This window comes from Streptomyces sp. NPDC002911 (assembly GCF_053591835.1).
In genome coordinates this window covers 1-19,992 of record NZ_JBSFUO010000007.1, presented here as the reverse complement: position 1 = coordinate 19,992, position 19,992 = coordinate 1, and the positions used below count along the sequence as shown (strand labels likewise).

At 69.6% G+C, this 19,992-nt stretch carries 19 protein-coding genes and 2 pseudogenes; 8 read left to right on the top strand and 13 right to left on the bottom strand.

Going from position 1 to position 19,992, the window contains the following annotated elements; genetic code table 11:
* Window positions 1–225: 225 nt before the first annotated feature.
* Complete coding sequence (locus tag ACWD04_RS13120; RefSeq protein ID WP_451131191.1) at window positions 226–723, bottom strand: MarR family winged helix-turn-helix transcriptional regulator; 498 nt, start codon at window positions 721–723, stop codon at window positions 226–228.
* A gap of 146 nt (window positions 724–869) precedes the next feature.
* Here ACWD04_RS13120 and ACWD04_RS13115 point away from each other — a divergent pair, with 146 nt between their 5' ends.
* Window positions 870–1,940 carry an alkene reductase gene (locus tag ACWD04_RS13115; RefSeq protein ID WP_451131189.1) on the top strand — a complete coding sequence of 357 codons (1,071 nt, stop codon included), beginning with the start codon at window positions 870–872 and terminating at the stop codon, window positions 1,938–1,940.
* Between the two features lie 282 nt (window positions 1,941–2,222).
* On the opposite strand, the gene ACWD04_RS13110 is transcribed toward ACWD04_RS13115, so the two are convergent.
* The 4 genes from ACWD04_RS13110 to ACWD04_RS13095 are packed head-to-tail and all read right to left on the bottom strand — an operon-like array spanning window position 2,223 to window position 6,390.
* On the bottom strand, window positions 2,223–3,257 hold the full coding sequence (locus tag ACWD04_RS13110) for a LacI family DNA-binding transcriptional regulator (protein ID WP_451131187.1): 1,035 nt from the start codon (window positions 3,255–3,257) through the stop codon (window positions 2,223–2,225).
* A gap of 42 nt (window positions 3,258–3,299) precedes the next feature.
* Entirely contained in the window at window positions 3,300–4,160 is an 861-nt protein-coding gene (locus ACWD04_RS13105; protein WP_451131185.1) for a carbohydrate ABC transporter permease, read from the bottom strand.
* On the bottom strand, window positions 4,157–5,083 hold the full coding sequence (locus tag ACWD04_RS13100) for a carbohydrate ABC transporter permease (protein WP_451131183.1): 927 nt from the start codon (window positions 5,081–5,083) through the stop codon (window positions 4,157–4,159). The genes ACWD04_RS13105 and ACWD04_RS13100 overlap by 4 nt, the downstream gene beginning before the upstream one ends.
* On the bottom strand, window positions 5,080–6,390 hold the full coding sequence (locus ACWD04_RS13095) for an ABC transporter substrate-binding protein (RefSeq protein ID WP_451131181.1): 1,311 nt from the start codon (window positions 6,388–6,390) through the stop codon (window positions 5,080–5,082). The genes ACWD04_RS13100 and ACWD04_RS13095 overlap by 4 nt, the downstream gene beginning before the upstream one ends.
* 187 nt (window positions 6,391–6,577) lie before the next feature.
* Here ACWD04_RS13095 and ACWD04_RS13090 point away from each other — a divergent pair, with 187 nt between their 5' ends.
* Window positions 6,578–8,623 (top strand): beta-galactosidase, encoded by a 2,046-nt coding sequence (locus ACWD04_RS13090; RefSeq protein ID WP_451131179.1) that lies wholly within the window; start codon window positions 6,578–6,580, stop codon window positions 8,621–8,623.
* Between the two features lie 39 nt (window positions 8,624–8,662).
* A complete protein-coding gene (locus ACWD04_RS13085; RefSeq protein WP_451131177.1) occupies window positions 8,663–10,222 on the top strand; it encodes a glycoside hydrolase family 53 protein in 1,560 nt (519 codons plus the stop codon).
* Between the two features lie 57 nt (window positions 10,223–10,279).
* Here ACWD04_RS13085 and ACWD04_RS13080 read toward each other — a convergent pair whose 3' ends face one another.
* The 3 genes from ACWD04_RS13080 to ACWD04_RS13070 form a co-directional block, all read right to left on the bottom strand.
* The gene (locus ACWD04_RS13080) at window positions 10,280–10,771 is read right to left on the bottom strand and encodes a MarR family winged helix-turn-helix transcriptional regulator (RefSeq protein WP_451131175.1); all 492 of its coding nucleotides are present in this window, start codon (window positions 10,769–10,771) and stop codon (window positions 10,280–10,282) included.
* 110 nt (window positions 10,772–10,881) lie between these two features.
* A complete protein-coding gene (locus tag ACWD04_RS13075) occupies window positions 10,882–11,895 on the bottom strand; it encodes a VOC family protein (protein WP_451131173.1) in 1,014 nt (337 codons plus the stop codon).
* A 61-nt stretch (window positions 11,896–11,956) separates the two neighbouring features.
* A complete protein-coding gene (locus ACWD04_RS13070) occupies window positions 11,957–12,520 on the bottom strand; it encodes a TetR/AcrR family transcriptional regulator (RefSeq protein WP_451131171.1) in 564 nt (187 codons plus the stop codon).
* A gap of 71 nt (window positions 12,521–12,591) precedes the next feature.
* On the opposite strand from ACWD04_RS13070, the gene ACWD04_RS13065 reads away from it, so the two are divergent.
* Together ACWD04_RS13065 and ACWD04_RS13060 are read left to right on the top strand one after the other, a co-directional pair.
* A complete protein-coding gene (locus tag ACWD04_RS13065) occupies window positions 12,592–13,641 on the top strand; it encodes a zinc-binding dehydrogenase (RefSeq protein ID WP_451131169.1) in 1,050 nt (349 codons plus the stop codon).
* Between the two features lie 38 nt (window positions 13,642–13,679).
* Entirely contained in the window at window positions 13,680–14,555 is an 876-nt protein-coding gene (locus ACWD04_RS13060) for a hypothetical protein (protein ID WP_451131167.1), read from the top strand.
* A gap of 173 nt (window positions 14,556–14,728) precedes the next feature.
* Here ACWD04_RS13060 and ACWD04_RS13055 read toward each other — a convergent pair whose 3' ends face one another.
* From ACWD04_RS13055 to ACWD04_RS13045, 3 genes and pseudogenes are all read right to left on the bottom strand, one after another.
* A complete protein-coding gene (locus ACWD04_RS13055; RefSeq protein WP_451131165.1) occupies window positions 14,729–15,352 on the bottom strand; it encodes a hypothetical protein in 624 nt (207 codons plus the stop codon).
* 79 nt (window positions 15,353–15,431) lie between these two features.
* On the bottom strand, window positions 15,432–16,130 hold the full coding sequence (locus ACWD04_RS13050) for a hypothetical protein (protein ID WP_451131163.1): 699 nt from the start codon (window positions 16,128–16,130) through the stop codon (window positions 15,432–15,434).
* A 164-nt stretch (window positions 16,131–16,294) separates the two neighbouring features.
* Window positions 16,295–16,676 (bottom strand): annotated as a pseudogene (locus tag ACWD04_RS13045) (Scr1 family TA system antitoxin-like transcriptional regulator); the annotation flags it as partial.
* Between the two features lie 158 nt (window positions 16,677–16,834).
* On the opposite strand from ACWD04_RS13045, the gene ACWD04_RS13040 reads away from it, so the two are divergent.
* The 3 genes from ACWD04_RS13040 to ACWD04_RS13030 all read left to right on the top strand — a co-directional run bounded on the left by ACWD04_RS13040 (window position 16,835) and on the right by ACWD04_RS13030 (window position 18,937).
* Window positions 16,835–17,080 carry a hypothetical protein gene (locus ACWD04_RS13040; RefSeq protein WP_451131161.1) on the top strand — a complete coding sequence of 82 codons (246 nt, stop codon included), beginning with the start codon at window positions 16,835–16,837 and terminating at the stop codon, window positions 17,078–17,080.
* Complete coding sequence (locus tag ACWD04_RS13035; protein ID WP_451131159.1) at window positions 17,067–17,543, top strand: Clp protease N-terminal domain-containing protein; 477 nt, start codon at window positions 17,067–17,069, stop codon at window positions 17,541–17,543. The genes ACWD04_RS13040 and ACWD04_RS13035 overlap by 14 nt, the downstream gene beginning before the upstream one ends.
* 200 nt (window positions 17,544–17,743) lie before the next feature.
* The gene (locus ACWD04_RS13030) at window positions 17,744–18,937 is read left to right on the top strand and encodes a serine hydrolase domain-containing protein (protein WP_451131157.1); all 1,194 of its coding nucleotides are present in this window, start codon (window positions 17,744–17,746) and stop codon (window positions 18,935–18,937) included.
* Between the two features lie 3 nt (window positions 18,938–18,940).
* Here the strand turns inward: ACWD04_RS13030 and ACWD04_RS13025 are convergent.
* Both ACWD04_RS13025 and ACWD04_RS13020 read right to left on the bottom strand, forming a co-directional pair.
* A pseudogene (locus ACWD04_RS13025) lies at window positions 18,941–19,371 on the bottom strand (Tn3 family transposase); the annotation flags it as partial.
* A 124-nt stretch (window positions 19,372–19,495) separates the two neighbouring features.
* The coding region (locus ACWD04_RS13020; RefSeq protein WP_451131155.1) for a phytanoyl-CoA dioxygenase family protein at window positions 19,496–19,992 on the bottom strand (497 nt) is incomplete at its 5' end.

Sequence of the window (19,992 nt, the reverse complement as noted above, 5' to 3'; positions counted from 1 at the left end):
CGGGGGCCGTGGCGATCAGGATCCCCTGCGCATCGACGTGGCCGACGAACTCCTGGCGCTCTGGGGCCGGCCTCGGATCACCCAGACGCTGCTCGAAGGAGACCTCGGTCCTGTGACGTAGCGGCGGGCGCCGACAGTGACCTGCCGCACCGCGTTCACGACGGGTGGCGGGAAGTCATGGCTGACATCCGTTCCGCTCGACGGAATGATCCGACCGCTCCGGCGTCAGGGGCAGTCGCCGGTTCCCCGACAGAGGTTCTCCTCCACCCTGGCGAGCAGCCGGGTCAGCTCCGCGCGCTCGGCCGGGCCGAGCCCCGCGAGGGTGTGCTCCTCCAGGTCCGACCAGGCGCCGCGCACCTCGGCGTACAGGCCGCAGCTCTCCTCGCTCGCCTCGACCAGGACGGCCCGCCGGTCGTCCGGGTCGGGGCGGCGGCGCACGTGACCGGCCTGTTCGAGACGCTGGAGCATCTTGGTGACGGTGGAGGGGTCGAGGTCCATGGCCTTGATCAGCTCGGCCTGGCGGACCGCTCCGGTGTCCCACAGGTGCATCATCAGGAACTCCTGACCCGGATAGAGCCCGAGCCCCTTGAGCAGCCGGCCCGCAGTGATCCTGTGCAGCCGGGCGACCCGGGAGACGGCATGGCTGATCGGGCCGCCGAGCGCCGCACTCGGCAGCCCGCCGGTGCAGGCGGGATTGGCGGGGGCGGTGCTGTCGGCCTGCATCGGGACTCCTCGGGGCGGTGCCGCTGCCCGGTCCGAAACCGGGTTCATGACGTTCTCGTCAACTTTACCTTGGTCGGCCAAGTAATCCGCTACAGTGACGTACGGTCGGTTACTTGGCCGACCACGTAAATATGTAGGAGGCTTTCATGACCACCGTGTTCGATCCCGTCGATCTCTCCGGTACGCAGCTCTCCAACCGCATCGCCCTCGCGCCGATGACCCGCAGCCGGGCCGGTGAGGGCGGCACGGCCACCGACCTCACCGTCGACTACTACACCCAGCGCGCCTCGGCCGGGCTGATCATCACCGAGGGCATCCAGCCCTCCGTGGTGGGCCAGGGGTACCCGTCCACCCCCGGCCTCCACAGCGCCGAGCAGGTCACCTCCTGGCGCAAGGTCACCGACTCCGTGCACGCGGCGGGCGGCCGGATCTTCGCCCAGATCATGCACGCGGGCAGGATCGGCCACCCCGTCCTGCTGCCGGACGGGCTGGTCCCGGTGGCGCCCTCCCCGGTCGCGGCGCCCGGCCAGGTCTACACCCACGTGGGACCGAAGGACTTCGTGGAGCCGCACGAGCTCACCGACGCCGAGATCCGCGCGACGATCGCCGACTTCGTGAAGGCCTCCCGCAACGCGGTGGACGCCGGCTTCGACGGCGTGGAGCTGCACGGTGCCAACGGATACCTGATCCAGCAGTTCCTGGCCCCCAACACCAATCTGCGCACCGACGAGTGGGGCGGCTCCGACCAGGCCCGCATCCGCTTCGCCGTCGAGGTGGTCAAGGCCGTCGTCGCCGAGATCGGCGCCGAGCGGACCGCGTTGCGCATCTCGCCCGGAAACCCCTACAACGGCATCGAGGAGCCCGAGCCGGACGCCGTCTACACCGCGCTCGTGGCGGAGCTCGAACCGCTCGGTCTGGCCTACCTCCACGTGCTGGAGCAGGCCGACACCCGTGAGCTGACGCTCGCGCTGCGCAAGCAGTTCACCGGAACCCTCGTCATCAACGTCTTCTCCGAGGGGCCGACCGGCCCCGAGCACCACACGGTGATCGATGACGGGATCGCCGACATCATCGCCTACGGCGCGCTGTTCCTCGCCAACCCGGACCTGCCGGCCCGGCTGAAAGCCGGCGGGCCCTTCAACACGCCGGACCCGTCCACCTTCTTCGGCGGTGACGCGAAGGGCTACACCGACTATCCGGCGCTGGACGCCGTCTGATCCCCGGCCTCGAGCGGGTGGCGTACACCGCGGAGATCCGGCGGGGCCCTGCTGGGGATCGGTTGCTGGGCGGGCGGCGGTGACGAACTGGCCGCCTTCTACGAGCGAAGCTGCTTCGTCCCCAAGGTCAGCTTCTTGTCCGGGACCTGGCCGGGCCGGGGGCTGGCCCGCCGGGTCGGCCGGGAGGGGCCGGAGCGTACGGCGGCGGGCCCGGCGGCGGCCCGGCCACCGGACCCGGTCCGCCGCCCGTTCCGTCCTCCATCGCCGGGAGCCCGCCCGCCCCTACGCCGAATCCCGGCGCACCAGCTCCGTGGGCAGGATGACCGCGGCCGGGTCCTCCCCGCCGATCTGCGCCAGCAGCACCCGCACCATCTCGGCGCTGATCCGGTCCCACGGCTGGCGGACCGTCGTCAGCTCCGGGCGCCCCGCGAGCGCCGCGGGCGAGTCGTCGAAACCGCCGACCGCGACGTCCTGCGGCACCCGGCGGCCCGCCCGCTCCAGCGTGCTCAGCACCCCCTGTGCCATCAGGTCCGACGCGACGAACACCGCGTCCACATCGGACGCCCGCTCCAGCAGCAGCGCGGCCGCTGCCTCACCGCCGGCCCGGCTGTAATCGCCCGGCACGATCAAAGCCTCGTCGACGGGCAGCCCGCACTCGGTGAGCGTCTCGCGGTAGCCCGCGAGCCGGTCCACCCCGCCCGGGGTGTCCAGAGGCCCGGTGACCGTGGCGATCCGGCGGCGCCCGGACCCGTACAGGAAGCGCACCATGTCCCGGGCGCCGTTGCGGTCGTCCGCCGCCACATAGCTGACCCGCGAGCCCTGCCCGAGCGGCTTCCCGCAGGCCACCAGCGGCACACCGGCCTCGTGCAACTGGGCGGCGACCGGGTCGCCGGAGTGACTGGAGACCAGCAGTACCCCGTCCACGTGCCCGGCGATATAGCGCATGTTGCGGCGGCGCTCCGCCTCCGAGCCCGCGATCATCAGCAGCAGCGGGATGTCGTGCGCGGCCAGCGCGGTGGTGCAGCCGCGCAGCAGCACGTTGAAATTCGGGTCCTCGAAGAAGCGTTCCTGGGGCTCGGTCAGGAGGAACGCCACCGAGTCGGAGCGTCCGGTGATCAGGGACCGGGCGTGCCGGTTCACGGTGTAGCCGGTCCTGCGTATGGCGGACTGAACCGCATCGAGCGCGGCCGGGCTGACGTTGTGACCGCCGTTGAGGACGCGGGAGACCGTGCCCCGGGAGACCCCGGCCTCCCGGGCGACATCATGGATCGTCGGCGGCCTGCGGCGTCCCGCGCCGTTCTGTTCTGTGCGGCTCATGGTGCTTGATCTTTCATTGAGAACTGCCCTGTTGAGGAGCTGTCAGGACTTTACGGCGCCGGAGAGCAGGTCGAGGCTCCAGAACCGCTGGATCGCGAGGAACAGGGCGATCAGCGGGATGATCGCCAGCAGCGCGCCGGTGATGACCAGCGTGTAGAGCGCCGGAGTGTTCGAACCCTGCTGGAGCAGCGTGTAGAGCCCCAGGGTGACCGGAAACTTCTCGTCGTCGCCGAGCATGATGTAGGGCAGCAGGAAGTTGTTCCACACCGCCACGAACTGGAACAGGAACACCGTCACCAGCCCCGGCAGCATCATCGGCAGCGCGATGGTCCGGAAGATCCGCCACTCACCCCCGCCGTCCATCCGCCCGGCCTCGACCACGTCGGCCGGTACGGCGGCAGCCGCGTAGATCCGGGCCAGGTAGACGCCGTACGGGGAGAGGACCAGCGGCAGCAGCACCGAGAGGTAGGAGTCGGTCATGTCCACTTCGGCCAGCAGCAGGTACTGCGGTACGGCCAGGATCACCGGAGGCATCAGCACCCCGGCGAGCAGGATGTTGAAGACGGTCTCCTTCCCGCGGAAGCGGTATACGGCCAGCGCGTACCCCGAGACCGCGGACACCGCGGTGGACAGCAGGGCGCCTGCCCCGGCGTAGAAGGCAGAGTTGGCCATCCACTTCCAGTACACCCCGTCGCGGTAGTCCGTGAGGTCGGCCACGTTGTCCGTGAACCCGGAGCCGGGCAGGAAGGTGAAGGTGGAGAACAGCTCGCTGCCGGACTTCGTCGAGGCGACCAGGACCCAGGCGACGGGCAGCAGGCAGTACACGGCGCCGAGCAGCAGCGCGGCCGTGGGGAGGAGAGGGAAGCGTCGGCGGCCGGGGGCGGCGACGGGCTGGGTGCTCAACGGGAGTCTCCCTGCTTCGTACGGGAGTTGGCCGCCTTGAGAAAGCCGAAGGACAGGGCGAGGGTGGCGAGGGCGATGATGACCGCCTGGGCCGCGGCGGCGTGGATGTCGTTGTTGACGAAGGCGTCCTGGTAGACCTTCATCAGGGGACTCCAGGTGGTGGAGAGCGAGTTGGTCAGCGGCTTCAGCGTGGTGGGCTCGCTGAACACCTGGAGCGTCGCGATGATCGAGAAGAAGAAGGTCAGGATCAGGGACGGCGCCACCATCGGGATCTTGATCCGCAGCGCGATCTGCAGCTGCGAGCAGCCGTCGAGCCGTGCGGCCTCGAAGATCTCGGTGGGGATCGCCCGCAGCGAGGTGTAGATGACGATCATGTTGAAGCCGGTGCCGCCCCACACCGCGATGTTCGCCAGCGAGAGGTACAGCGGCCCGCCGTCCAGCAGATCCGGCTGCGGAAGTCCCACCGCGTCGAGGACGTAGAGGAAGGGGCTGACGTCGGGCAGGTACAGGAAGCCCCACATCAGCGCGGCGATGACGCCCGGGATCGCGTACGGCAGGAAGATCGCCAGCCTGTTGAAGCCGCGCAGCCGGAGCCCGTCGGTGTCCAGCAGCAGGGCGAAGAGCAGGGCGAGGCCGAGCATCACCGGGACGACGATCGCGCCGTAACCGAGGATGCGCAGTGCTCCGTGCAACAGCTCCGAGTCGGAGAGCGCGTCGGTGTAGTTGGACAGACCGGCCCAGATCTCCTCGCGCGCGTCCTTGCCGAGGCCGAGTCCCTTGACCTCGGTCCTGCGGAAGCTGAGGTGGACGGCGTAGCCGATGGGCAGGGCGAAGAAGAGCAGGAACAGGATGGTGGCGGGGACCAGGAAGGCGTACGGGGCGCTCTTGACCCCGTACGCCTTCCTGCGGGGCGTACGTGTCACTCCGAGACCCCGAAGCCCTGCTTCTTCAGGTCCGCGACGGTGGCGTCCTGCATGGCGGTCAGTGCGGGGCCGAAGTCCGACTTGTTCTTGGCGGCCGCGGCGAAGTTGTCCTTGAAGGCGCTGTACGCGACGTTGACGTTCGGGCCCCAGGCGGCGGGAGCCGTGCCCTGGGCGATCTTCGCGGCCTCGGTGTAGAAGTCGGGCTGGTTCGAGAAGTAGTCCGGAGCCTTCGAGAGCGCGCCGCCGGTCTGCGCGGCCGTGGCGGCGGGGTAGATCCCGCCCTCCTTCACCAGCGCGGCGAGCGCCGCCGGGTCGGTGTTGAGCCACTTCGCGAAGGTGGCCGCGGCCTTCTTGTTCTTCGAGTCGTTGGTGACGGCGGTGGAGGAGCCGCCCCAGCTGCCGGTGACGTTCTCACCGGCGGTCCACTGGGGGAGCGGGGCCATCGCCCACTTGCCCTTCGTCTCGGGCGCGGCGGTGGTCAGGGTTCCCGGCGCCCAGACGGCGCTCACCCAGGCGACCTGCTTGCCGGTGTTGAGCGCCTTGTTCCAGGCGGGCGTGTACATCGGCTGGTTGTCGATGGCGCCCTCCTCGACCAGGCCGCCCCAGAAGTCGGCGACCTTCCGGGTGGCCGGGTCGTCGATGGCGACCTTCCACTTGTCGCCGCCCGTGGTCCACCACTTCGCGCCCGCCTGCTGGGCGAGACCCGCGAAGAGGCCCGAGTCGTTGGAGGAGAAGGTCGTGAGGTCCTTGTCCGGCGCCTTCTCCTTCAACGCGCGGGCGGTCTCGGCGAACTCGTCCCAGGTGGTGGGCACGGTCAGGCCGTACTGCTCGAAGAGGTCCTCGCGGTAGTAGAACATCAGCGGGCCCGAGTCCTGCGGCAGCGCGTACAGGGCATCCGAGCCGAGCGTCGCCTGCTGCCAGATCCCGTCGGCGAACCGGCTCTTCGTGTCGCCCGCCTCCTCGGATATGTCGGCGAGGACGTCGTTGGAGACCAGAGTGGGGAGCGTCTGGTACTCGGCCTGGACCAGGTCCGGGGCTTTGCGTGCCTTGGCTGCCGTGATGATCTTGGTGACGAGGTCGTCGCCCGACGCCTGCTTCTTCACCGTGACCGTGATGCCGGCCTCCTTGCCGGGACCCTTGTTCCAGATGTCCGCGACCTTGTCCAGGCCGGGTGCCCACGCCCAGTAGGTCAGGGAGGCGGGCCCGGCGGCGGCCGGCTCGCCGCCGCCGTCCGAGCCGCACCCCGAGAGCAGGGCCGTGGCGGCGAGAGCGGCGGCGGTGGACACCGCGACGGTGCGGTATTTCATGATTCCTCCCCTGACGAGACGAGCGAGCGCATCGGCGGACCGGCCGGAATGGCGCTGTGAGCGTTCACAGTAGAGAAACGAAACCGACACTTGTCAATGGTTGTTGCTGTGCGGTTATGTTGGCTCTGCGCCGCCGAGAGTGTGTGTGCACGTTCCCAGAAGTTGTCCCGAAGAGCCAGGAGCTTCCATGTCACACTCAGAATCCGCTGCCTACCCGGCCGGCCTGCACAAGCTCGCCTTCGGCGGCGACTACAACCCCGAGCAGTGGCCCGAAGAGGTCTGGCACGAGGACGTACGCCTGATGCGGGAAGCCGGCGTGACCATGGTCAGCGTCGGGATCTTCTCCTGGGCGCTGCTGGAACCCGAGCCGGGTACCTACGACTTCGGCTGGCTCGACCGCCTCCTGGACCTGCTGCACGTCAACGGCATCCGCGCCGACCTCGGCACCCCCACTGTCGCCCCGCCCGCCTGGTTCTACCGTGCCCACCCCGAAGCCCTCCCGGTCAGTCGTGAGGGCGTGCGCCACGCCTTCGGGTCACGCGGCGCCATCTGCCACAGCTCCGCCCCCTACCGCGCGGCGGCGGCGAACATCACCGAGCAGCTCGCCCGCCGGTACGCGGCCCACCCCGCCCTCGCGATGTGGCACGTCCACAACGAGTACGGCGTCCCCGTCAGTGCCTGCTACTGCGACAGCTGCGGCGCGCACTTCCGCCGCTGGCTCCAGGCCCGTCACGGCTCGGCCGACGCGGTCAACGAGGCGTGGGGCACCGCCTTCTGGGGTCAGCGCTACCGCACCCTCGACGACATCGACCCGCCCCGCACCACCCCGACCGTCGGCAACCCCGCCCAGCAGCTGGACTACGCCCGCTTCGCCGACGCCACCATGCGGGAGAACTTCACCGCCGAGCGCGACATCCTGCACCGGCTCGCCCCGGGCATCCCGGTCACCACCAACTTCATGACCGCCCTCAGCCAGTGCGAGTCCGTCGACTACTGGGCCTGGGGCCGCGAGGTCGACATCGTCTCCAACGACCACTACCTGATCACCGACGGCCGCCGCACCCACGTCAACCTCGCCATGGCCGCAGACCTCACCCGCTCCGTGGCGGGCGGCGCACCCTGGCTGCTGCTGGAACACTCCACCAGCGGCGTCAACTGGCAGCCACGCAACCCCGCCAAGCGCCCCGGCGAGATGGCCCGCAACAGCCTCGCGCACGTCGCCCGAGGCTCCGAGGGCGCGATGTTCTTCCAGTGGCGGCAGTCCCGGCGCGGCGCCGAGAAGTTCCACTCCGCGATGGTCCCGCACGCCGGCACCGACTCGCGGATCTGGCGCGAGGTGAGCGCGCTCGGTGCCGGACTCGGCCTGCTGGAAGGCATCCGGGGCACCCGGACCGTGGCCGACGTGGCGATGCTCTGGGACTGGGAGTCCTGGTGGGCGCAGGGCCTGGAGTGGCGCCCGAGCGAGGAGCACGACGCCCGTGAGCGCGCCGACACCTTCTACGCCTCGCTCTACGACCGGCACCTCACCGCGGACTTCGCGCACCCCGACGCCGACCTGTCCGCGTACCCCCTGGTCGTCGTCCCCGCCCTCTACCTCGCCACCGAGGAGACGGGCCGCAACCTGCGCCGGTACGTCGAGAACGGCGGCACCCTCGTCGTCTCGTACTTCTCCGGCATCGTCGACACCGACGACGCGGTGCACCCAGGGGCCTACCCGGGCGCGCTCCGGGACGTGCTCGGCCTGACGGTCGAGGAGTTCGCCCCGCTCGGCGTGGGCGGGACCGTCCGCCTGGTCACCCCCGAGGGCGCCCCCGCAGGACCGGAGCTGACCGGTGACCTCTGGTCCGACGTGGTGATCCCGCGCGGCGCGGAGACCGCCTGGTCGTACGCCGACGGCATCCCGGCCGGCAGGCCCGCCGTCACCCGCAACCGGCTCGGCGAGGGCAGCGCCTGGTACATCTCCACCCGGCTCTCCGGCCCGGACCTGGACGCCGTCCTGGACCGCGCGGCCGGCGACGCGGGCATCGAGCCCCGCAGCGACCTGCCGTACGACGTCGAGGTCGTGCGCCGCACCGGCGAGAGCGGCACCTACCTCTTCGCGATCAACCACAGCGACACCGACGCCGGGGTGGCCCTGGGCGCCCCCGGCACCGAACTCCTCACCGGCGAGCCCGCCATGGACAAGCTCGCCGTTCCGGCGGGCGCGGTCCGCGTCGTACGGCTCGACCGCTGAGGCGCCCACCCCGGCACAACTGTCGAAGGGACATCGACGATGTACGGAACGACGCACACCCGCGCGAAGGCGGCCGGGGCGGTGGCCGCACTCTCCGGCCTCGTGTTCGCCGCGCTCCCCGCAACGGCCGCCCACGCGGCCACCACCCCCGTCAACACCGGCTTCGAGTCGGGCGCGACCGGCTGGTCGACGTACTCCGCCGGCGGACAGAACGCCGCCTCCTTCACCGAGGCGGGCGGCCACGGCGGCAGCACCCGGCTCAGCCACTGGTCGGCCTCGGCGTACAAGGTCGAGACCTACCAGTACCTGAGCGGCCTCACCGACGGCACGTACACGCTCAGTGCCTGGGTCCGCTCCGGCGGAGGCCAGAACTCCGCCTACATCGCCCTGCGCAACTGCGGGGCGGCCGAGCAGCGCACCGACCTGCCGCCGACCGTGAACGGAGACTGGATCCGCCTCGTCACCTCCGTCAAGGTGACCGGAGGTGCCTGCACCATCAGCCTCAACTCCGACGCGCACGCGGGGGATTGGGCCAACTTCGACGACATCACCTTCGGCCGGGGAAGCACCGGGCTGAGCGTGAAGGGCGGTGACCTCTCCACCCTCCCGAAGAACGAGGCGTACGGCGCGACGTACCGCAACGCGAGCGGCACGGCCGGGAACGCCATGAGCATCCTCAAGAGCTCCGGGATGAACTACGTACGCCTCAAGGTGTGGGTGAACCCGGCCGACGGCTACAACGACAAGGCCCACGTCCTCGCCATGGCCAAGCGCGCCAAGGCCCTCGGGATGAAGACCCTCGTCGACTTCCACTACTCCGACGCCTGGGCCGACCCCGGCAAACAGATCAAGCCCGCCGCCTGGGCCGGTCACGGCTACGGACAGCTGAAGAAGGACGTCCACGACCACACCTACGACGTGCTGAACGCCCTGAAGGCTCAGGGAACCACGGCCGACATGGTACAGATCGGCAACGAGATCAACGGCGGAATGCTCTGGCCCGAGGGCTCCACCGACAACTGGTCACAGCTGGCGGGACTGATCACCTCCGGAGCGGACGCCGCCAAGGCGGTCTCCTCCGGTACGAAGGTGGCGCTGCACCTCGCCGAGGGCGGCGACAACGAGGGCACCCGCGGGTGGTTCGACAACGCCGTGGCGCAGAAAGCGCCGTTCGACGTCATCGCGCTCTCGTACTACGGCTACTGGCACGGCTCGCTGTCCGAGCTCCAGACCAACCTCGACGACGCCGCCTCCCGCTACGGCAAGCCGGTGCTGGTCGCCGAGACCGCCTACGCCCATACGCTTGCCGACGACGACGGCCTGGAGAACAACGTCGCCACCGCCGGCCAGCTGGTCACCGGCTACCCGGCGACCCCCGCCGGCCAGGCGGCGAACCTGCGGGACGTCATGAACGTCGTCGAGGCCGTCCCGAACGGGCGGGGGCTGGGCGCCGTGTACTGGGAGCCCGCCTGGACCGCCGTGAAGGGCAGCGGCTGGGACCCGGCCGACCCGGCGTCGGGCAACGCGTGGGAGAACCAGGCGGTGTTCGACTACGACGGCACGCTGCTCCCGGCGGCGGCCTGGTTCTCGCACCGGTAGGCGTCCGCGCCGGTCCGGACCGCACACGGCGGGCCGGACCGGCGGCGGGAGGGGTGTTCAGACGGTGCGCGGGCCCTCGATGTTGGCCACCATCGTGCGGAGCACCTTCAGCGCCGCCACGTACTCCGCGTCACTGATGCCCCGGTGGACCTCGGCGCGGAGCCCGGTCACCAGCTCACGCAGCCGCGCCCGCGCGGCCTCCCCGTCGGCGGTGAGGCCCAGCCGCTGCCCTTCCTCGCTGAGCCAGCCGCGGTGGAGCAGCTGGTCGACGACCCTGGAGATGTCCTGCGGTCCGTCGGCAAGGGGGGTGAGCTGGTCGGCGATCTCCTCGCGGGTGGGAGCACCGGTCCCGCCGTGCACCCGGTTGAGCACCCAGTACTGCGGCTGTGTGACGTCGATCCTGGCCATGGCGTCCCGCAGATGGCGCGTGACGGCCGTGTGGGCCAGGCCGCTCCAGTATCCGATGGGCTGCGTGGCCAGGGCGTCGTCGGTGGCCGCCGGGTCTGCCGGTGCCTGATCGGTGAGGGCGGTGCCGGTCGGCTGTTCCATGGGCGTGACGCTACCGGCGTCTCCCGATCCGGCCCCTGCCGACGGCCGCAACCGGCCGGTATATGGCCGGTCTCCGTCGCCGCCGCGCAGCTCAGGGGCCCGCGTACGGCTCACCGGTCCAGCGGCGCACCGTGCCACTTCCACGACGTGACACGGTCGCGGCCCGGCAGATCGGCGCGGCCGGTGCACCAGAGCAGCACGGCCCACCGGTCCTCGTCGGCCGGGGCGTCGGGGAAGAGCCTGGCCAGCAGCCGGTCGCAGAGGTCCCAGGGCAGCGTCCAGGAGAGCGACAGCCCGGCGGCGACGTCGTAGGTGTGCACGAGGGTCTCCACGACGCCCATCGCGGCGAAGCCCTCAGGGTCGGAGAGCCCGAACACGTGGTGGGAGCGCACGTTTGAGGGAGTCGTCCGCACCATCGCCGTCAGGAGGGCGCCGCTCGTCTCCAGAGTCTGGAGCAGTCCGGAGGTTCCCGCCTCCGGGTTCGCGAAGATCGAGTTCCGGGGGCCGCCCTCGCGTTCGGGCGCGTACCGGTACGGCACCTCACGGTCCTGAGGGGGCCTGCGTCCCCCCAGCTGGACGGCGTACGCGAAGAGGTCGTCGCTCAGGTGCTCCACGGTCTCCCAGCAGCTCCATGTCAACGAACCCGCCGGGATACGCCAGTTGTCCGCCGGGGACTTCGCGAGGGTGTCGACCGCCAGCCGTACCGCCAGCGTCACGTCGTCGGCGGTGACGGGCAGCCGGGCGCCGGTCAGCGCCGCGCGTTCCCGCGTGCCGCACTCCACGCAGAACTCGTTGCCCTCGGGATCGGCCAGGGTCGCCCAGCCCCGCCCGTTCGGCTTGCGGTGATCGGCGACCAGCGTGGCGCCGAGGGCCAGCAGCCGCTCGACCTCCTCGTCACGGGTGCGGTCCTCAGGCCGGACGTCCAGGTGTATCCGGTTCTTGGCGCTCTTGGACTCCGGCACCGTGACGAAGAGCAGCGCCGCCCCCGGCGCCTCCACGAGCGCCTCGGGATCACCGGGCGCGTCGTCGTCGGACAGGGGCGAGCCGAGAACCTCGGCCCAGAAGCCGGCCAGCTTGTAGGCGTCGGCGCAGTCGACGGTGATGTGCTGTACGAGCGAAGTCATGGGCGCCACTGTCGCCGCTGACCAGGCCTCAGGTCCAGCGGGCTGAACGGCCGGGCAGGGCTCACGAGGCGGCTCGGACCACAGCTCGTGCCAGGCCGATGCTCTCCGAGAGGGTGTCGAGCGGGAGCGGCTGCGTGGCGAGAGCGCCCTCGTGCAGCACGAGGAGCTGGGCGGCGAGGGGGGCGGGGCCCGAACAGCCCGCCTCGGTGGCGAGTTCCTCGAAAAGGTTGAGCAGCCAGAGCTTCTGGTTCGTGGCGATGAGGTACGCGGGATGCGAGGCGTCCGGGATTTCGGCCAGTGCGTTGATGAACGCGCATCCACGGGTGTTGGTCCCGCCCCAGGTCCGCAGTGCCTCGAAGGGTGCGGTGACGGCCTCGACGGGGCTGTCGCAGGCGTCGACCGCAGCGCGCACGAGTGATCGCCAGCGCTGGTCACGTTCAGCGAGGTAGGTCGCCACGAGGTGGTCCTTCGAACCGAACTGGTTGTACAGGGTCCGCTTGGTCACCCCTGAGTGCTCAGCGATCAGATCCACGCCGACCGCTGTGATCCCGCGGTCGTAGAACAGCTCCTCGGCAGCTGCCACGATGCGCCGGCCGGCGGGCGTCATGAGCCGTGCTTCCTGCATGGGGCGCCTCTTCACTGTCGGTGTACCGTGGAAATGTTTACAGATCAGTATACCTGTGAGGAGATCGAGTGATGGGTACGCCCGAGATCATGCGCGCAGTGCGGATCGCGGAGCACGGAGGACCGGAGGTTCTTGAGCTGACGGAGGTGGCCGTGCCTGCACCGCAGGCAGGAGAGGCACTGGTCCAGGTCAGCGCGGTAGCGCTGAACAACACCGACCTGTGGACTCGCGAGGGTGCCTACGGCCGTCCGGGAGACCCGAAGGCGCTGTCGGGCTGGCGGGGCCCGATCGGCTTCCCACGTATCCAGGGCGCCGACGTGGCCGGCCGGATCGTGGCGGTGGGCGCCGGTGTGGACGGGGACCTCGTCGGCCTCCGGGTGGTCGTCGACCCGGCGAGCTACGACACCGAGGGTCCGGACGCGAACCCGGTGGGCCTGATGGGCAGCGAACGCGACGGCGGTTACGCCGAGTACGTCACCGCGCCGGCGGTACGGGTGCACGACGTGACGGAATCCCCGCTCACGGACGATCAGCTCGCGACGTTGCCGACCGCCTACGGCACGGCGCTGGGCATGATCGAGCGTGGCCGGCTGCGAGAGGGAGAGACCGTCCTGGTCTCGGGGGCCTCCGGCGGTGTCGGTATCGCACTGATCCAGATCGCCCGTGCGCGCGGTGCGAGGGTGCTCGCGATCAGCAGCGGATCCAAGATCGACGCGGTGCGCGAGGCGGGTGCGCACGTCGTCATCGACCGCGCACGAGACGTCGCCGAGCAGATCAGCTCTGCCGCCCCGGAAGGCATCGACCTCGCACTCGACGTCGTCGCCGGGGATCTGGTGAATGAGGGGCTGCCCCTGCTGCGCGAAGGTGGCCGGTGGGTCGTGGCCGGTGCACTCGGAGGGTACGACGTGACCTTCGACGTGCGCCGTCTCTACCTGCACAACGCACAGGTGATCGGCTCCTCGATGCACACGCCGAGGCACTTCGGCCTCCTCATGGATCTGGCCCGTCGTGCCGAGATCCAGCCCGTGGTCGCAGCTGCGTTCCCGCTGGAGCAGGCCGCTCAGGCGCAGGAGGAGCTCGCCCGCAGGGATCATGTGGGAAAGATCGTTCTGCACCCGTAGGAGTCTTCCTGTCAGAGGCTGCTGGCAGGATCGCCGCCGTGAACGCCATCCGTACCACCCCACCGCGTCCGCTCGACGTCGCTGCGGCCTTCCCTCAACTGGCCTCGCTGGCACGCACAACGACCCGGCTGCATCCCCGCCCCGGTTCTCCGTCGCCGTACGACAGTTCGGTCGGCGGGCCGCTGTTGTGGCCCGCCGGGCAGCCATGGCTGTACTGCGACAAGTGGCACGAGGGCCCGGTCTCTCCCCTTCTGCCGGTGGCCCAGCTGTACGCGCGCGACGTGCCCCTGCTGCGGCCGCCAGGACGGACCGATCTGCTCCAGGTGCTGTGGTGTCCCTTGGAGCACCCGCCGGAGTACAAGCCTCCGACCGAGCTGTTCTGGCGAACCGCCGCCGACGTCACCTACGTCCTCGCCGCGCCGCCCAGACCGACCGAGGCGCAGTACGGCTACACGCCGGAGCCGTGCGTGCTCGCACCGGAGCAAGTCACCGAGTACCCGAACTTCCTGGAGTTGGGCAAGGAGTTGCAGCAGCAGCTGAGCGACTGGAGCGCGTGGCAGGCGGCCGGTGTCGAGATGGATGATTCCTATGAGGCCGCTCCGGAGGAGTTCTATTCCCACGAGCTGTCCGTCGCCCCCGGATGGAAGGTCGGTGGCTGGCCCCCGTGGGGCCTCACCGATCCCATCGCCCGGTTCTGCGTCAACTGTGGCGCCGCGATGAGCCCGTTGCTGACCATCGCCTCGGACGAGTGTCGTGACCACAGAAGGGGTTGGGTCCCGTACGAGGACCAAGCCATCGCCGTGCTCGACGACGACGACGTGTCGAACCCGCCCGGTATCCAGGTCTCCGACGCGAATCATCTGCAGCTCTACGTCTGCCCGACGTGCTACACGCATACCGACCTGATCCAATGAGCCACTGCTGAAGTCCCCGCGCCCCCCGGGGAGGCGAGATTCGCCCCACGCGGCAACGCGATGCCCGCAACAGCCCGGGCACACGGATCGGCACCGCGATCGCCCCTCCGCCTGACCCGGCCCACGGACCCTCTCCGGGTCGCTCGCAGGTGGCCGCACGACGGTGGCGCCCTTCAGCGGTCGCTCAGCGGTGAATCCCATGTGAGATCGTGCCACCGCCGGCCCACCAAGTGGGTGAGCAGACGCTTCGCCGTGTTCGGAGCGGTGGCCTGTGGGGCACCTGCCGCGGTCAGCGCGTCACTGAGTCGGGCCTGCCCCGTCTCCGGCACGTCCAGGCCGTCGAGAAGAGGGAGGACGAGCAGGAGGCGGGCGGCGGAGTCCTCGACACCGTCGGCCCCGGGAGCGGGGCTGTCGGCCATGCGGATCAGTTCGTGCCATGTCAGCCCGCTCCCCGAGAACTCTCCGTATCCGCCGGCGATCCGCTGCGCGTAGCTCCGGCCCGGACGGGTGAGGAGGTAGTCGGTGCCGTGGTCGCCCACCAGGTTGCGGTAGACCACCACGGCTCCGGGGCCGTCTGCCGCAGGTACCCGGAACACCGGCCAGCCTTCGGGATCGAAGAGGATCTCGGCGCAGGCGTCGGTATCGGCGCCGTCATCGCCGAACCACTCGGGAACGGGACGCTCAGCGCCTGTCCCCGCACCGCACATCGCCAAAAGGTGGTTCGACCAGAAGCCCGGTCGAGTGAGCAGTGGCTCCCCGGCAGTCAGCGGGCCGTCGTCGTATCCCTCGATCAGCACTCCGCGAGCCTTCCACCATGCCACCGACACAGTTCGATACCGGCTCGGTGCGGGCCTGCCAGTCACGGGACAAGCCCTCTCAGCCGGTGACGTCACTCATGTCCAGCACCTCGGCCGACGCGGGCGGGCGTATGTCCAGCGGCTCGTCGAAGTCGCCGAACGACGTGGTCGTGACCTGCTTCCCGCCCCTGTACACGGCTTTCAGCAGATGCGGCTCGCCCTCGGTGGCGACGTAGAAGGTGTACTTCCCCTCCTTGTCCGCCGGATCGGTCACGTGCAGACCGAGCGCCTCCCGACCGCCGATGCGGGTGGCCTCGCCCTTCGTCGCCGTGCCGAACGACTCGAACGGCCGGGTGCACTGGGACAGCCCGTCACCCGGCTCCGACCTGGCGACGGGCACCTTGGCCCATGCACCCGGCTTGGCGGCGCCGAGGTCCTTGCCGCTCCAGGCCTCCAGGTACTTCTTGTCCGGGCGGACGTAGTCCGTCTCGTCGATCCGGATCTGTTCCAGGGTGCCGCTCTTGGAGAAGGTGTTCTCCACCTGGCACCGGCTCTTCAGGTCGGTGGTCATCCGCCATGTCACCGTGTCGTCACCCACCTCGTTGGTGATCTTGATGGTCACGGACTTCAGTTCGCCCATCCTGGCGTTGGCCTCGTCGAGCAGATCCGCCGCCGACGTCTTCGCGGTGTCGTCCTCGCCACCACCGCATCCGACGAGCGCGACCCCGGCCAGCAGACACGTCAGTGTCACCGCCGTGGTCCTGTGCATTGTTCGCATACGGCCCCCACCTCTCCGCCGCGGGCACGATCACGACCATGATCGGCAGTGGGAGCCTAGCAATAGGCCTGTGGTGAACTGCCGTTCAGGCCTCACCGAACGCTCCTGCCCTGACGCCGTCCACGAAGGAGGCGAAGGAGGCGGTGGGCAGGATCAGGACGGCGCATGGGCAGGGCGAACGCGCTTTCGCGTTCAAGCTCGCCACGCTGGGCGGACTCGGCGTACGACATGAGCGATCGGTCCGGCATCGTCAGGATGTACAGGGACAGGTCGCAAGTACGGCGCGCTCCCATGGAGTAAGGCGCGACCTGGAGCACGGTGTTCGGCGAAGTCGGGTAGCCGTGCCAATTGCGCTTCCCAGAGGTCCGGTTCGCCGATGGGGCAACGGATGCAGCTCTCGTCCAGGAATGCGAGCACCATCGGTGGAGCGGCCCGAGCCAGTGAGGCCTGCCGCTGCTCGACGGTCCGCACCCGCTCCTGAACCTGCTCAGCGGTGATGGCTCCGCGCCTGACGGCACTGTCTGCCAGCTCCGATGCGTACGCAGGAATGTCCGGGCCCATTGGGCGCCTGCGGGCCCTGCCGTCATTCGATCGTTCGACGACAGGGCGGCCCTCGCCACGACGCTCCGACGGATCGCCGTACCCTGCCCCAGCTATGAGCAACTGTAGTTGACTAACTTCGTTAGTCAACTACAGTTGCTTGCATGTCCGCAGGCAAGAATTCCATCCCCCCTGAGCCCGCTGACGCCCTGGCGGGTGTCGTGGCGTTGCGGCGCCTTGCCGATCAACTGGAGGACGCCGCTGTCGAGCAGGCCATGCGGGCGGGCTGGAGCTGGCCACAGGTCGCCGAGGCGCTCGGTGTCACCCGCCAAGCCGTCCACAAGAAGCACGCCAAGCGGCTCATCGCCGCCGGAGTCAAGCTGAGGAGGCGCGGCGATGAGCGCGTTTGACAAGTACCTGCACGCGGTCATCGTGCGGGCGATGGACGAAGCTCAGGATGATGGGTCGGCGACGATCGACGCGTACCATCTCCTGTTGTCGCTCGCCGCCGATAAGGGGTCTACCGCTCAGCAGGTCCTGGCCTCGGCCGGACTCGATCGCGCTGCCGTCCGCGATGCCCTGGATCGAGAATTCGAGCACAGCCTGAGCATGGTTGGAGTGTCTCCGGCCACGTGTGGCCTTCCCGGGTCGAGCCGCGCTTCCCAGCAGCCCAAGATGGGTGCGTCCGCACGACTCGCACTGGAGCGCAGCTTCGCCTCCGCTCGCAAGAAGAACCTGCGGTCAGCGCATCTGCTGCTCGGGATCCTGCAGGCTCACATCGGCACCGTGCCACGTGCTCTCGCCTTGGCCGGTATCGATCAGGCCGAGCTGGCGGACCGCGTACAGCAGGCGCTCACCAGTCAGAAGCAGTGACCACCGGAATCTGTTGACCCGGCCGGTTCGCCCGCGGCCTTGCCCTTGCCGTGATGTGCAGTGGGTCCGGTAGGCGTGCGCGATGGATCGCACACTGCGCTGGGCGCTGAGCCCGTACTGAGAGCCGGTGGGCCAGTGAATCACGCCGTGGAGAGGGGCCGGGCAGTCATCCACGGGACACACACGACAAGGAGGACCACATGCGCCAGCACACCACTCATACAGACAGCGGCCGACCGGGCGCCGAACCGGCCGAAGCAGGGGGTGCGGTATCTGAGCCCGCGCCGGCCTCAGGGGCCGAGGGTTACGAGGCGGTTCAGCACGTACTTCAGCAGGCCGTGATCCAAGGCGGCCTCCCCGGCATTCTTGCTGAGGTTTACGACGGCGGCCAGTGGTTCGGGACCGCAGGAGTGGCCGACACCCGAACCGGCCGCAAGCGTTCACCGCAGGACCGGTTCCGCATCGGCAGCATCAGCAAGACGTTCGTGGCCACCGTCGTGCTGCAGCTGGCGGCGGAAGGCAGGCTGAGCCTGGATGACACCGCGGAACAGTGGCTGCCCGGCGTGGTCCATGGCCATCACCACGACGGTGCCAGGGCGAACATCAGGATGCTGCTCAACCACACCAGCGGGATCTTCAACTACACCGATGACCAGGAAGCACTGAACCGTTACGAGACACACCCGCCCGAGTCACTGGTGCAGATCGCCATGTCCCATCCGCCCACCTTGACACCGGGTTCGGGCTGGGCATACTCCAACACCAACTACGTCCTCGCAGGCATGATTATCGAACGGGCCACCGGCCGCGCGCTCGCCGAGGAGATCACGGAGCGGATCTCCCGCCCACTCGGCCTGACTGGCACGTACCTGCCGCACGGCAGCGACCCGACGATCCAGGGGCCACATTCCCGGCACTACACGAAGCTGTTCCAGACCGACCCTGGCGCGCCGGTCCACGACGCGACCGAGCTCGATTCATCCATGTTCTGGGCAGCCGGCGGCATGATCTCCACCGCCGGGGACCTCAACGGGTTCTTCGGCGCCCTGCTGGGGGGCCGGATACTGCCACCGGACCAACAACGCGACATGTTCACCACCGTGCCCACCCGCGACTGGATTCCTGACGCCGCCTACGGCCTCGGCGTTTCCTCAGTGAGACTGCCCTGCGGGGAAACGGTCTGGGGCATGGGAGGCGCGCTCTTCGGCTCGTGGTCCTACGCCTACGGCGCACGCGATGGCGAACAGATAGTCACCACCAACGTCAACGGCGACTGGAACGGTGGCGGTTGGGACGGCCCCATCGAGATCTTCACCGATCTGCTTGAGGCGAAGTTCTGCCGCCCGGAGCGATACCTGAACACCGGTCACGGGTCGGGCTCGGCCGGCTCCTGATACTCACTCCTGCCCGTCGTCGTCCTCGTCCAGCTCCGGCGCTGCCGGGTCGCGCAGCGGGCGCAGGCCGCCGCCGACCGGGGTGGAGGAGCGGAAGCTGTAGCGGCCGAGCACGTTGAGCACGGCGGCAGTCAGCACCAGCCCGAGCGCGCCGAGCTGGTCCTCCTGTCCCGTGCGGTACGCCTGATGACCTGCCCGCGCTTGCCGTGGCGGATGTCCCGGGCGACTTGTGGCGGGACTCCTGCACAGTGAGCTGCCGGTTCATCTGCCGTCGGTAGGTGTCGTCGACCGCGCAGCAGGTGCGGGGTCCTGGCGATCCGCCCGTACTCGGCGAACGCGGTGCCCAGCGGGGTGGGGCGTCCCTCGCGGCCGAACATCCGCAACAGGTCGTACGCCCGCACCTGCCCGGTGACCAGGGAGCCGACCACCTGGGTTCATGTCCGGCGAGTGCGTGATGTCGCACAGCCGCGCACGGTGTTCCGTCCGGGTCCGGGAACACCGGATGCGGAAGGGGCGGGACGCGTGATGCGTCCCGCCCCACCTGACCTGCGTCTGCCCCTACTTCACCGGTGTGAAGTCGCGTGCCCCGATGAACTCGGGCCGGCGGATCGGAGCTGAGAAGGGCTCCTGCGCCGTGTTGTCCACGCTGTTGAACACGATGAAGACGTTGCTGCGCGCGTACGGGGTGATGTTGTCGCCCGAGCCGTGCATCGCGTTGCAGTCGAACCAGGTCGCCGAGCCGGCCTTGCCGGTGAAGAGCTTGATGCCATGGCGGTCGGCCAGCTTCGTCAGCACCTCGTCGGAGGGGATGCCGGCGTCCTGCATCTGCAGGGACCTCTTGTAGTTGTCCTTCGGCGTCTCGCCCGCGCAGCCGACGAACGACTTGTGCGAGCCGGGCATGATCATCAGCCCGCCGTTGGTGTCGTAGTTCTCGGTCAGCGCGATCGAGACGGACACGGCCCGCATGTTGGGCAGGCCGTCCTCGGCGTGCCAGGTCTCGAAGTCCGAGTGCCAGTAGAAGCCCGAGGCGCCGAAGCCGGGCTTGACGTTGATCC

Excerpts from the sequence above, each read along its gene's own strand:
- ACWD04_RS13075 (WP_451131173.1), bottom strand. The coding sequence starts at position 11,895 with ATGACTTCGCTCGTACAGCACATCACCGTCGACTGCGCCGACGCCTAC.
- ACWD04_RS13070 (WP_451131171.1), bottom strand. The coding sequence starts at position 12,520 with ATGCAGGAAGCACGGCTCATGACGCCCGCCGGCCGGCGCATCGTGGCA.
- ACWD04_RS13035 (WP_451131159.1), top strand. The coding sequence starts at position 17,067 with ATGAGCGCGTTTGACAAGTACCTGCACGCGGTCATCGTGCGGGCGATG.
- ACWD04_RS13115 (WP_451131189.1), top strand. The coding sequence starts at position 870 with ATGACCACCGTGTTCGATCCCGTCGATCTCTCCGGTACGCAGCTCTCC.
- ACWD04_RS13065 (WP_451131169.1), top strand. The coding sequence starts at position 12,592 with ATGGGTACGCCCGAGATCATGCGCGCAGTGCGGATCGCGGAGCACGGA.
- ACWD04_RS13120 (WP_451131191.1), bottom strand. The coding sequence starts at position 723 with ATGCAGGCCGACAGCACCGCCCCCGCCAATCCCGCCTGCACCGGCGGG.
- ACWD04_RS13085 (WP_451131177.1), top strand. The coding sequence starts at position 8,663 with ATGTACGGAACGACGCACACCCGCGCGAAGGCGGCCGGGGCGGTGGCC.
- ACWD04_RS13095 (WP_451131181.1), bottom strand. The coding sequence starts at position 6,390 with ATGAAATACCGCACCGTCGCGGTGTCCACCGCCGCCGCTCTCGCCGCC.
- ACWD04_RS13040 (WP_451131161.1), top strand. The coding sequence starts at position 16,835 with ATGTCCGCAGGCAAGAATTCCATCCCCCCTGAGCCCGCTGACGCCCTG.
- ACWD04_RS13030 (WP_451131157.1), top strand. The coding sequence starts at position 17,744 with ATGCGCCAGCACACCACTCATACAGACAGCGGCCGACCGGGCGCCGAA.
- ACWD04_RS13080 (WP_451131175.1), bottom strand. The coding sequence starts at position 10,771 with ATGGAACAGCCGACCGGCACCGCCCTCACCGATCAGGCACCGGCAGAC.
- ACWD04_RS13050 (WP_451131163.1), bottom strand. The coding sequence starts at position 16,130 with ATGCGAACAATGCACAGGACCACGGCGGTGACACTGACGTGTCTGCTG.
- ACWD04_RS13110 (WP_451131187.1), bottom strand. The coding sequence starts at position 3,257 with ATGAGCCGCACAGAACAGAACGGCGCGGGACGCCGCAGGCCGCCGACG.
- ACWD04_RS13090 (WP_451131179.1), top strand. The coding sequence starts at position 6,578 with ATGTCACACTCAGAATCCGCTGCCTACCCGGCCGGCCTGCACAAGCTC.